A 12853-nucleotide genomic window follows, 5' to 3' on the forward strand; every position below is an offset into this window, starting at 1 on the left:
AATCATATTTTTAAACCAAACACCCCTAAAAAAAATATTCAACTAGTGGTTTTTTCTATTTTTTCCGAAAACACTTCTTTCAGTATTTTGGAAACTTCTTTAGATTTGGTGGCCGGAAAAAGATGTGTCCCTCCTTTCACCACATAATTCGGATTGGAATAGCGGATGGGGAAAACAATGTCTTTATCACCTAATATCTGAATGACATTGGGATTCTCCTCAAATTTCCATTCAGAAACCTTTTCTACGGACCATTTCAGATAATAAGGATCTCTTACTTTAAAATATTGAAGGAGTTTAGGATTTTTAGGATCAAAAAGCTTTCGGATCACAGCATATACATTAGCAGCTTTGTCGTTGAACAAGCTTACAGGAAGAATTCTTGGAATTTTGGTAACTTCACCTGTCCTGATGAATCTGGATTTTTCCCTGTCGGATTTTATACTTCCCAGGATCACCACTTTTTCTGCAGGTTTCAGTTGATTGATCTCCTGAACAATAATTCCTCCGAAAGAATAGCCCAGCAGGCAGAAAGGCTCGGAATCATCTATTTTTTCCGCCATTCTTTTAACATAAGCACCGAAAGGCTCATTTTTTTCAGGAATAAGCCAGTCTATAAAAATCAATTCACAATGTTTGGGAAACTCTATTCTTTCAAGGACCTTGAAGTCTGCTCCCAGACCGCTTACGATATAAATTTTCATAGCACTAATTTATAAAAAATACGGAAACAAAAGAATGTACTCCTTAGATTTAACAGCGAGGCTGTTTAAACTTTTATAATCATTATTTTAACAACAAAAAGCACAAAAGTTTAAACAACTTTGGCATTAAAAAAGAGCAATTCTCATGAACTGCTCTTCTGTATTAATAAATACATCTTATTTTTTCTTTTTCGGAACCCTGTTCTCGTTATCCAGCATTTCTGTAGTAACTTTGAATTGGATATCCATTTCGTTCTTAATGAAATAATCTTTCAATGAAGACTGATAGAATACTTTAAAGTCTCTTCTGTTCAGAGAAAACTTTGCAGACTCAATAGAAGTTGTGAACTGAGTAACGTATACATTGGCAGGGAAAGAAATTGTTTTTCTCACTCCTTTAAGGGTAAGGTCACCGTACACTGTAGAGTTGTATTCACTGTTTGCTAATGGAATAATTTTAGTCAAATGGAATTTTGCAACAGGAAATTTTTTCACTTCAAAGAAGTTTGAGCTTTTCAGATCATTAGTAAGCTTGATCTGATCTTCATCAGACACATCGCCCGCCATCAGACTTCTCATATCTATTACAAACTCTCCATCTACCAGAACCGTATGGTCAAAGTTAAATTTTCCGCTTTTCAGTTTTACTGTTCCTGAATGGGATGTTTCTTCGGTTTTCACCACTTTATACCCCCACCATCTGATCTCTGATGAAGTCACTTTTGACACTTTATCAAATTTCTTCTGGGCAGAAACAAACGACATGCTTGCGCACACCATAGCAAACAATAGTAATCTTTTCATTCTTTTTTATTTACAATTCAACAAAAATAAAAAAAAGTGTAGAACTTCTACACTTTTAACAATCTTTTTTTGATTAATTTATTGAGCAGTTACCTTTACAAGCATATCAATATCATCTTTCACAAAAACATCCTGCATAGTAGACTTATAAGCTACGTCAAATTTCTGTCTGTCGAAAGAGAATTTATTGGATACCAAACTTACTACTCCTTTGCTGTAAGAAATCTTCGCAGGGAAAGAGATTGGGCTGGTTTTTCCTTTTACAGTAAGGTTTCCTGTTACAAGAGAATTGTAGATTTTATCATTGTTTTTCTTTACTCCTGTAATTTTAAAGGTTGCAGTAGGGAATTTTTCAACTTCAAAGAAGTCACCATTTTTAAGGTGTCCGTTTAATTTCTGCTGATATTCTCCTGTAAGGTCAGTAGAGTTAATTGAAGTCATATCCAATACGAAGCTTCCGCCTACCAATTGGTTTCCTTTCATTACCATATCTCCGGACTTTACTTTTACAGTACCTTCATGAGAGCTGGCCTCAGATTTTGCTACTTTATATCCCCACCAGTGTACATCAGATGCTACTACTTTTTTCGACTGTCCGAAAGCCAGACCACCAGCTAAAACTGCTAATAAAAATATTTTTTTCATTGAATAGAGTTGTTTACTTATTTAACGATACAAAGGTAGGTATCTTACTTAATAGATTTCATTGATGTATATCAAGAAAATTTATTATTTTCATGAATAATATCATCTCATAAAAAAGCTCCGAATTTCTTCGGAGCTTTCTTTTATTCCTGATAGTAAGCCGTATAAAGTGCTATACCATTTAATGCAGTGTGATTTTGCTTGACCAGATAGATGGGAGTATTTTTAAGCATTTCCTCCATTTTATCACTGATCTTGAATTTCTCATAGAATTTTGCCTTATCAATATATTCTGCAATCATCTGAGGAATATCTCCGGCAATCAGTAATCCTCCGGTAGCTTTCAATTTTAATGTTAAGTTGTTCGCTTCCCTTGCCAGAAATTCAAGGAAAGTATCTAAAGCAATTCTGCAGATTAAAACATTCTCCTCTACAGCAGCTTTATAAAGCTCTTCCACAAAATTCCCCTGCGCAAGACGTTCTCCTAACCATTCCGGCTCAGGATGCCTTTTTACGTCTCTCAGGAATCTGTATATATTGAATAACCCTGACTTGGATAGTACATTTTCCCAGCTTACAATACCATAGATATTATTTAAGAACTGGTAAAATTCAACTTCCACGTTGGTTCTTGGAGAAAACTCTGAGTGTCCTCCTTCTGTTGCAAAAGGTCTCAGGTATTTTCCGTCAAAGAAATATCCCGCTTCTCCCAATCCGTTTCCGGGAGCAAGAACCGCTACATTTCCTTTTTCAAGATGTCCGCTTGTATAGATAGCTTCCAAATGATTGTCTTCAAGAAGAGCCATTCCATAAGCAGAAGCTTCCAGGTCATTCAGCATATCCACTTTTTCAAACCCGAAATCGCGGACATATTCAGCAATATCCAAATGCCAACCTAGTCTTGCCGGACTGCTTTTCCCGTCCAATACAGGACCTGGCACTGCCATTCCCAGGCGTTTTACATTTTCAAGCTGATTATCCTGAATAAACTTCTTTAAGATATCTGAAAAGGAAGCATATTCTTTGGTTGCATATGTATTTTGTACTTTTATCTCAAGACCTCCGTTCCCGGAAACGAAATAGCCTAAGATTGTTATATCTTCACGGAGGCTTGCCCCAATGATAGAAACATTATCATTATTACTGTTCTCTACTCCTGGTAAATAAAGTGGAAATTTTGGATTCAGAATCATAACCTCAAATTTTACCAAATATAATAATTGTTTTTGTAAATCCTGCACAGAACAAAAAAACCTTTTCACTTTCGTGAAAAGGTTTTGGTTAATAATTGTTTATATATTAAATCTAACTACTTTCCTAATGGAATATTGTAACCGAATCCTACTCCGATATTCCCCACATTATAGTCCTGACCTGGCAAATCTCCTTTAGTTCCTACAAAAACCTTTTGGTACTGTACGAAGAAATTCCAGTCTCTGTTGTGATATCCGATCTCAGGCTTAAGGTAGAAACCTCCGCCAGCTCTTTCAACATTGGTATTGGATGCTACTGTTTTATCTCCAACAAGGAATCCGTATCCTAAATCAGTTCCGAAATAGAAACCGGTTTGTTTTGGATAAATTCTGATTAAAGCGGCTACAGGAACTACTCCTACATCATTATTTTTATATCCGTTGTTTTCTTTTCCAAAATAATGAGTATAACCTGATGCGATACCCAGTCCGAATCCTGGTGTGATCAGATTCTGGTAAGCTACATCCACTCCTACTGCTGCAGAAAGGTTATCTGCGGGAACTGCTAAACCAACATTTGCACCTACCTTGATCATGTTATTCATTTGAGCACTTTGGGCGCTTGCGATACCTGCTGTTAAAATACCAGCCAGTACTATTGCTTGTTTAAACATTTTCATAACTCTAATTTTTAAATTTTACTAAACAGGAGGATGTAAAAATCATGCCAAGCAAGAGATTTTCTTTGATTTTAACATTCAAAAAACTCATAAAACAATGATTATCAAATCGTTATTTTTAACAAAATTTAAATATTTGTTTAACAAAAATTATCAAAAATGATAGCTAAAAAGTGAATTAAAGAAAAAAGGAAGGAAGCAAGAAGATGGAGGCTGGAAGTAATATCCTGTTATATAAAACTTATGTCTATTATGATTAAAGTAAAGGACAATTTCTTCTTCCTGCTCACCATAACTCCCAGCTTCATTCCTCCAGCTTCCAGCCTTAAAAATAATATTAACAATCCTTAACCCTTTATTATTTTAACTTTTTTCCCGAAATGACATCAAAAAATAAATTCTCCATGATGGCTGATTCATTATCAAAAAACAAGCATCTTCTTTGGCGCGCAGGTTTTGGTGTTGGTATTAATCAAATTGATGATTTGAAAAATAAAAACATTAAAGCGTTACTTAATGAATTATTTAAAGAAGAAAACTACAGCGAAATCACTTACGACACTCCTGATACTGTTTCAGCAGCGAATTATATGAACAGTACAGCTCCCGCAGAGAAAAAAAAAGAAATGCAGCGGATTAACAGAGAGCAAAATAGTGAACTCAACCTGAATTTCCTGAACTCCATCGTTAACAGCAAGGAGCAGATGAGAGAAAAGATGGCCTTTTTCTGGCATGGACATTTTGCCTCAAGGGTACTCAATCCAGGATTCAATAAACAACTTTTAAATACCATCAGAAAAAATGCGCTTGGAAGTTTCAAAGATCTGCTTTTTGAAGTAAGCCAGTCGCCGGCGATGCTTAACTTTCTCAATAACCAACAGAATAAAAAAGACCATCCTAATGAGAATTTCGCCCGTGAAGTTATGGAACTTTTTACCATGGGAAGAGGAAACTACACTGAAAAGGATGTAAGAGAAGGCGCGAGAGCCTTTACAGGATGGAGTTATGATAAAGAAGGGAATTTTAAGGAAAGAAAAAATCTCCATGATGAAGGCAGCAAAACTTTTTTAGGAAAAACAGGCAACTTTGATGGAAGCGATGTTTTAAATATTATTTTGGAGCAAAAAGCTACGGCACAGTTTATTACAACAAAGATCTATAAGTTTTTTGTGAATGAAAAAGCAGATCAGGATATCATCAATAAGCTCAGCAACAATTTCTACAATTCAGGATATGACATCAAAAAGCTAATGACTGAGATATTTTCGAGCACCTGGTTTTATGATCAGAAGAATATGGGCAACAGGATAAAATCACCTGTAGAACTGATGGCAGGAATCATGCGAATCCTTCCTATGCAAATTCAAAACCCTGAAAACCTCATCGTTTATCAGAAGTTATTGGGACAGATGCTGCTTTATCCACCCAATGTAGCAGGATGGCCAAATGGAAGATCGTGGATTGACAGTTCTACTCTGATGCTGAGACTTCAGATTCCGCAGATATGGTCAGGACTTCGCCCTTTGGAATACAGTCCCCGCCAGGATGATGATATCGATATGGGAATGAAGCCGCGTGAGACAGCTTTGAACAAAAGCTTTAAAAATCCCAATATCACCATCGATTGGGGCCGCATTGAAAAGATTTTCGCCCATAAAAACTGTGAAGATTATCTTCTGCAGAGCACCAAAAGCCTCGACATGAGCTCTGTAAAGAATTTTTCAGACAAGAGTATAAAAATGAATGTTATCAATCTGATGTCAACCCCGGAATACCAGTTGATGTAGGTTGCAGGTTACAGGTTGCAGGTAATAGCTGTTAAAACATAGCTTAATTGCCATCTATTTATCTTTTACTAATATAAAAATGAATGCCAGTAAAAATGTCGCTCAGCCCTACAATCAGCAACCTATAAACCGCTACTTATCACCCGCAACCTTCAACCTAAAAGCAAAATTATGTTAATCAAAAGAAGAGAATTCCTCAAAATAAGTTCACTGGCTACCGCTTCCATGCTGATGCCGAATTTCTTAAAAGCCATGACTCTGGATGAAGCGCTGAATCCCGGCCAGAACATTCTGGTAGTTCTTCAGTTTACAGGTGGAAATGATGGTTTAAACACGATCATTCCGGCTAAAAATGATATTTATTTCAGAGAAAGGAAGACACTGGCTATTCAGGACTCTGTACCCCTTACAGATGAGGCAGGAATCAATCCGTCTCTCTCCTATTTCAAAGAGCTTTTTGACAGCGGAGAGCTTTCTGTGATGAATAATGTGGGATATCCCAACCCGGATAAGTCGCATTTCCGAAGCATGGATATATGGCAGTCGGCAAGCAGAAGTGATCAGTTTCTGGAAACAGGCTGGCTGGGGCGTTTTCTGGACGAAGAATGCTATCGCTGCGACCATCCTACGCAGGCACTGGAAGTAGATGATATGTTAAGCCTTGCATTAAAAGGAGAAAATAATAAAGCATTTGCCTTTAAGGATCCCAAAAGACTGTATCAGACCAGTCAGGAAAAATATTTTAAATCTCTCTATGACCACCATCACGATGATGAAACCGTCTCTTACCTTTACCAGACTTTAGGTTCTACGATTAATAATGCTGACTATATTTTTGAAAAAAGCAAAGCCAGAACAACCGAACAAATTTACCCCAATTCTCAGTTGGGAAAAGACTTTAAAACGGTAGCTTCTTTAATAAAATCTGACATTAATACTCAGGTATACTATCTTTCGATCGGAAGTTTCGATACACACGTCAATCAGAATGACAGACAGAAAAAGTTATTCAACGATATTAATGAAGCTGTAAAATCCTTTGTTGCCGATATGAAAAGCAATGGTCTTTTCAAAAATATCCTGTTAATGACATTTTCAGAGTTTGGCCGCCGTGTGGCACAGAATGCCAGTAACGGTACAGACCACGGAACTGCCAACCAAATGTTCTTTATCAGTGGAAACCTTAAGAAAAAAGGCATATTGAATGCTCTTCCTGATCTACAAAACCTGAGTGAAGGTGATCTCATCTACAAAGAAGATTTCAGAAAAGTATATGCTACGATTTTAAAAAACTGGCTTAAAGCAGAATCTTCCAAAGTATTGGGATGGAAAGACGGAATTTATGATTTTATATAGGGAAAACGCAACCGCAAAAGTCACATTTTTTTTTAGAAGCATTGATCTAAAAAAAATGGATAATAAGTATGTTTAGATTCTTACCGGAATGACACAATTGGAATGGTAGTCTATCCACACAGTTTATCATTCCGTAGGAATCCAGCCTTCTTTTCCCAAAAACATAATCCAGACCAACACCTCAACCGAAGACGTGAAAATTCCCTTCCCTCGGAAGGTTGACAAAAATTCAAAAAAATTTTTGACCGGGTAGTTTTCAGCATTCATCAAAAAGATCCATTAACAAAAAAAGAGACCGTACATCCTTATGACAGTCTCTTTTCAATAATTTTAAATTTAAACTACTTTTACATTTAAGCCGTAATCTGCTTTTTTTCGCTCTCTTTGTCTTCCTGTTTTTTATCTATTTTCTCAGATATTTTTTTCACGATATACTCTATCGCCAGTGGTGCTATGATCGCAATTAATGCTTTAAATATTCTTGATTTCATAATTAATTTGGTATTGTTAACGTAATAATACAATTTCCAAGCCAAGATAAAATGTGGAAATAAGTAATTTGCAATAATGCTTTGCTAATCATACATCTAAAACAAGTTAGTTTTCCTCAGGAATAATCAGACTCTGATAATTTCTACATCCTGCATTAAACTTTTCCTCCATTTTCAGCCGTAGCTTTTTAGGCTTATGTACAATAAGAGAATCTCCAAAACCAAGGAGCAATCTTTCCAGTTCATAATTGATCTGAACACATATTTTAAAAAGAGTTCCGTCATGGTCTTCCTTTAAGATCTCCTGGCTTTTATGCAGCGGCTTTGTTTTCACATAGGGAGCATTTCCTGCGTCTACCCAAAAGATCACATTTCTGGGATCCATTGATTCTGAAACGGTAACTCCTACAATATCTTTGAAGTATTCATCTCCATCCAGTTCCTTATCAATATATACAAGACTATCATCTGTTTCGATACTTTCCATTCTGTCCAGTGCCAGATTGTACATTTTCTGTTTGTAAAGACAGATCAGAAACCAGCGGTTGTTGAATTCCTTCAGCAGCTGCGGATGTACTGTAAAAACATTGGATTCTCTTGCTGTAAAGCTTTTATAAAGAATCTTCAGTACCTTTTTATTGGCGATGCTTTCATACAGAATATCAATATGCTCCAGCCCTTTCAGCTGTTCATTTTTATCCAGATGTATAATGGATTTCTGGCTGGTGGCATGAATGGAATCTTCCAGTTTCTGAATAACCCCATTCATTTCTTTGAACATGGAAAAATCCTTGAACTGTTTTAAAATCTGAACTGCATTGTTCATTGCCTTCAGATCGCTCTCATTCACAGAAATATTATGAATACTGTACTCCGGATCGCTGTAACGGTAATATTTTCTTTCGTAAACTTCAATAGGAGCTTCATACCCGAATTTCTCACTCCGCATATTCTGAAGATCAAGCTGAACGGTTCTCTTACTTACATAAGATTCTTTTCCCTCAAATTCAAACAATGCTTCTGAACATTCATCAATGAGATCTTCCAGCGTATATTTCCTGTATTTGTTTTTAAGACATTTATCTAATGTTTTGTACCTGATCAGAGCATTTTTATTGGATGACATACCTTAGTGTTTAATGATTTGGTGTTTTTTAATAAGAATTGCTTTTCTTTCTGCTCTTTTCCTACAATTATTTTTCTTTTAATGCATTGTCATCAAAAGTAATTCCTTCCCAGCCGAATTTCATAAAGTTCCGGATATTCTGATGATCATTTCCTTCAGGTTTTTTCAAAACATCTTCTCTGTAAAACTCACCAAACAGCCAAAGTGTTTCGTCTTTCGTCAGATCTTTAATGCTTGCAAAGCTGAAAACTTTGCATGAACCGTTGTTTTGCCCGGCCTGGTTGGTGGTATCACCGTTTTGAAATGCGGTAGGAGTAAATTCATAATGTTCATCAATATGAGCGATCACATCGTTAAACTGGATGGTTTCCGGGAAATGTTTTAATTGTTCTAATAATACCATGGGCCTTGTTTTTTTAATTATATACTCTTTTACGAATCTGCCAAAGGGCTTTTTTTCACTTTTTTAATAAATCTTTGTAAAAATAATTAAAATTTCTTTACCTGCGCAAAACTATTGCGCAATAATGATATTACTTTGCATCATCAAAATGAACAAAATGGAATTTAATGGAAATCATTTAATCGAATTAGGATATAGACCGGCAAAATGGTTTAAAGATGCCATCAGCTATATCAATGAGAATAATCTGGATGAGCATCAGACCGCAGAATATCTGCTACAGTTCAAACAACCTGATATTATTCCGCTTCATGAAACGGCTAAAGATTTTATGATCAACATCCGTGCAGAACATGAAAGTGAAAATGATAATGTGGACAAGGTAATCAAAACTATGAATGTTCTGATGAAAACCCCTACTCTGGTTGGCGGAGCTTTAATGCCTGATGCCTGCCCTACAGGCCCTGAAGGACAGATTCCGGTAGGAGGTGTGGTTGTCGCTCAAAATGCCATTCACCCGGGATTTCACAGCGCCGATATCTGTTGTTCAGTAATGCTGACGGATTTCGGAAAGACCAATCCTAAAGATGTTCTGGATGCTGCGCATTCTATCACCCACTTCGGATATGGAGGAAGACCAAGAGGTGAACAGATGCCGATGTCTCAGGAACTAATGGATGCTTTCAGAGAAAATGAATTCTTAAATGATGAAAAACTGATCAGCATTGCCCGTTCTCATATGGGAACACAGGGAGACGGAAACCATTTCCTTTTCGTTGGAATTTCCAAAAATACAGGAAACACGATGATGGTAACGCATCACGGATCAAGAGCACCGGGAGCTGCCTTATATGATAAAGGAATGAAGGTTGCCAACCGTTTCAGACAGGAAATCTCCCCTGAAACATTGAGAGAAAACGCCTGGATTCCTTATGATACCGAAGAAGGGAAATCTTATTGGGAAGCACTGCAATTGATTAGACAATGGACCAAAGAAAACCATACTTCTCTTCATGACGCCGTACTGAACAAACTGGAAATGGAGAAAGAAAACAGATATTGGAACGAACATAACTTCGTTTTCAAAGACGGAGACCTTTTCTATCATGCGAAAGGAGCTACTCCACTGGATGATAAATTCATGCCTGATATCACAGGACCAAGACTGATTCCTTTAAATATGGCAGAACCGGTACTGATTGTTCAGGGAAAAACGAATGAAAGAAACTTAGGTTTTGCACCGCATGGAGCAGGAAGAAATTTCAGCAGAAGCCAGCATAAAAGATCTTTGGCTCATAAAACAACCGAAGAAATCTTCAATGAGGAAACGGCAGGATTGGATATCCGTTTCTACTCCAATGAGGTTGATATTTCTGAACTTCCAAGCGCTTATAAAAGTGCTAAGAATGTAAGAGCACAGATAGAAGAATACGGACTTTGTGAAGTTCTGGATGAAGTGATGCCCTACGGATGTATCATGGCCGGAGACGTTCAGAAGAATGCTCCATGGAAGAAAAAGAAGAAATTCAGAAAAGCATAATTTTTAATAGAATGGCCAAACCTTGCGGGTTTTAGAAACCCGTAAGGTTTAAATAAAAACAATAGCTAAATTTTAAAATTAAGGCAAAGAAAGTTCCTATATTTCCAGATTTACTTTCCGCCTTTTTACAAATTATAAGGCAAACGGAGTTCCTATATTTTTTGGAAAAATACTCCCCGCTTTTTATAGACTATAGGTAAAAGGAGTTCCTATACCCTTCACTTTTAATGAATCTACTCCTCACTTATTTTTTTAAAATTAAAACAATGAAAACACTACAATTATTCAATGCTGTACTGGCCAGGAAGTCCGATGAAAAGCCATTTATTTCTGATGAAGGTTTCATCATTGAACCGGATGCTTTATGGGCAAAAAATGAGATCATCTCTTTTTATGCAAAGGAAAAACTGAATGGCAATGATTTGAATAAAACTTTTCATAAATCCTGGGAGAAAATAAAGAATACTTCCAGAATTGATTTATTTTTTGAACAGATCAGACATTATATTTCAACCTATGGAAGTAATTTCCAAAGTGAAATTTATATTCCTGATGAAATACTGAATGTTCCTGGTACAAAGTTGATTTTTAAAGTTATCAAGGCTTATTCTGTGGAAGAAATGCAGGAAAAATGTCTTGCCCTTTTAAGATCAGGCATCGCTTTAAAAGAAGAAACCATTGACGACTTGCTTTCTATTTTACATACGGAACTGGAATACGATTTTACAGGAAAAGAGAACATCAGAAATAAAGAAGCGGTTATAAAAATAGCGGATCTCTATGATGTTTATCCTGAAAATCCCGTTGAGTTTTTCCGTTATGTTATTTATAAAACAACGAACACTACACTTTTAATCAAAAATGATGATTTGATTAATTTAATTAAGCAAAGTAACTTCAACCCAACCTATCTGTTTGAAAGCTTTGGAATGGAAAAAATGGCAGAAATTTTCAACAGATTCAAACCATTATTCCTGGCGTATAAAAACAGAGCACCAAAAGCGATCAACAAAATATCCAAGCTGTCTAAAGTACACCATAAACCATTGGTTTCAAACCCGTTGAATGATGCTACCAATACATTACTGGAAAACAGTGATTGGCACTGGCTGGAAAACGCGACACCATTTGCCCTATTCAAGGCATTATCAGCATGTTATTCAAGAATGTATGGTCAGGATACTTTTGTTTACAGAGTTCGAAACGGAAAATCATGGACTAAAAAAGGGAAAGAAACTTACGTGAATCAGTTCAATTATGATTTCATTTTGGACTTTTTGAAACTGAAATATGAAAACCTTTCCGGAAAGAAATTCTACTTCCCAGAGAATGTAGAATTTGCATTGCCAACTTCTGAAAAAATGTTTGTTGGAAATATTCCTGCCGGAACGCGTTTTTATGGTGATAGACTTGCGGTAGGTATTTATTGGGAAGACAAATGGGGTGCGAATGACCTTGATCTTTCAGGATTGAATATCGCCGGAAAAATAGGTTGGAATGCAGCTTATAATCATGGTGACGGACAATTGATGTATTCCGGAGATATGACTTCTGCTCCCAACGGTGCTGTTGAATATCTTTACGCCAATAAAGGACATTGTGCGCCAACGCTTGTCATGAATAATGTTTTCAGCGGGGACGCGAATTGTGGATATAAAATTGTGATCGGAAAAGGAGATGATATTTCCTACGATTATATGATGAATCCTAACCATCTTTTTGCTGAAGCCAGGTGTAATTCTGTTCAAAAGCAAATGATTCTGGGAATGCTGGTGACAAAAAATGAAAAACAATGTTTCATACTGTTGAATTTCGGAGCCGGACATTCTCATGTTTCAGGAAACAGCCAGGTTTCCATGATGGCAACACGTGCATTGTATCAGCAATGGTATGAAGCGATGCCTTTCAATGAGCTTATCAAAGAGCTTGGAGGTAAGATTACCTCAGAAAAAACAGATGCTGATTTTGATTTATCGCTGGAAAGCCTGGAAAAAGATAGTTTTATCAGAATTTTTAAATAAATTCCATGACGTCATCTGATTATTATATTGGGTGGCGTATTTGGTTTGTATCTATTGCAACAGTCTCAACGACAGGCAATTTTTTTTTAAAGTGATCATCTTT

General features: G+C 36.4%; 12 protein-coding genes. 4 read left to right on the plus strand and 8 right to left on the minus strand.

Annotation, left to right across the window (positions count from 1 at the left end; genetic code table 11):
• Positions 1–38 precede the first annotated feature (38 nt).
• From EK417_RS08255 to EK417_RS08275, 5 genes are all read right to left on the minus strand, one after another.
• Positions 39–704, minus strand: coding sequence for an alpha/beta hydrolase (locus EK417_RS08255; protein WP_136521877.1), 666 nt, complete (start codon positions 702–704; stop codon positions 39–41).
• 177 nt (positions 705–881) lie between these two features.
• Positions 882–1508, minus strand: a complete 627-nt coding sequence (locus EK417_RS08260) for a YceI family protein (protein ID WP_076595760.1) — start codon at positions 1506–1508, stop codon at positions 882–884.
• Between the two features lie 78 nt (positions 1509–1586).
• Entirely contained in the window at positions 1587–2153 is a 567-nt protein-coding gene (locus tag EK417_RS08265) for a YceI family protein (protein WP_076595761.1), read from the minus strand.
• 143 nt (positions 2154–2296) lie between these two features.
• Positions 2297–3346, minus strand: a complete 1050-nt coding sequence (locus EK417_RS08270; protein ID WP_136521878.1) for a glucokinase — start codon at positions 3344–3346, stop codon at positions 2297–2299.
• Between the two features lie 116 nt (positions 3347–3462).
• On the minus strand, positions 3463–4026 hold the full coding sequence (locus tag EK417_RS08275) for a hypothetical protein (protein ID WP_076595763.1): 564 nt from the start codon (positions 4024–4026) through the stop codon (positions 3463–3465).
• A 380-nt stretch (positions 4027–4406) separates the two neighbouring features.
• On the opposite strand from EK417_RS08275, the gene EK417_RS08280 reads away from it, so the two are divergent.
• On the plus strand, positions 4407–5813 hold the full coding sequence (locus EK417_RS08280) for a DUF1800 domain-containing protein (RefSeq protein ID WP_228457912.1): 1407 nt from the start codon (positions 4407–4409) through the stop codon (positions 5811–5813).
• Positions 5814–5984: 171 nt separating this feature from the next.
• On the plus strand, positions 5985–7169 hold the full coding sequence (locus EK417_RS08285; RefSeq protein ID WP_136521879.1) for a DUF1501 domain-containing protein: 1185 nt from the start codon (positions 5985–5987) through the stop codon (positions 7167–7169).
• Positions 7170–7522: 353 nt separating this feature from the next.
• Here the strand turns inward: EK417_RS08285 and EK417_RS21025 are convergent, their stop codons facing one another.
• From EK417_RS21025 to EK417_RS08295, 3 genes are all read right to left on the minus strand, one after another.
• The gene (locus tag EK417_RS21025; RefSeq protein ID WP_168801952.1) at positions 7523–7660 is read right to left on the minus strand and encodes a hypothetical protein; all 138 of its coding nucleotides are present in this window, start codon (positions 7658–7660) and stop codon (positions 7523–7525) included.
• Positions 7661–7766: 106 nt separating this feature from the next.
• A complete protein-coding gene (locus EK417_RS08290; protein WP_136521880.1) occupies positions 7767–8786 on the minus strand; it encodes a helix-turn-helix transcriptional regulator in 1020 nt (339 codons plus the stop codon).
• Between the two features lie 67 nt (positions 8787–8853).
• The gene (locus EK417_RS08295; protein WP_110367540.1) at positions 8854–9189 is read right to left on the minus strand and encodes a HopJ type III effector protein; all 336 of its coding nucleotides are present in this window, start codon (positions 9187–9189) and stop codon (positions 8854–8856) included.
• 739 nt (positions 9190–9928) lie between these two features.
• On the opposite strand from EK417_RS08295, the gene EK417_RS21770 reads away from it, so the two are divergent.
• Positions 9929–10729, plus strand: a complete 801-nt coding sequence (locus tag EK417_RS21770) for an RtcB family protein (RefSeq protein WP_374709946.1) — start codon at positions 9929–9931, stop codon at positions 10727–10729.
• 266 nt (positions 10730–10995) lie between these two features.
• Positions 10996–12750, plus strand: coding sequence for a hypothetical protein (locus EK417_RS08305; RefSeq protein ID WP_136521881.1), 1755 nt, complete (start codon positions 10996–10998; stop codon positions 12748–12750).
• Positions 12751–12853 lie beyond the last annotated feature (103 nt).

The organism is Chryseobacterium candidae, assembly GCF_004916905.1.
GTDB classification, from domain to species: Bacteria; Bacteroidota; Bacteroidia; order Flavobacteriales; family Weeksellaceae; genus Chryseobacterium; species Chryseobacterium candidae.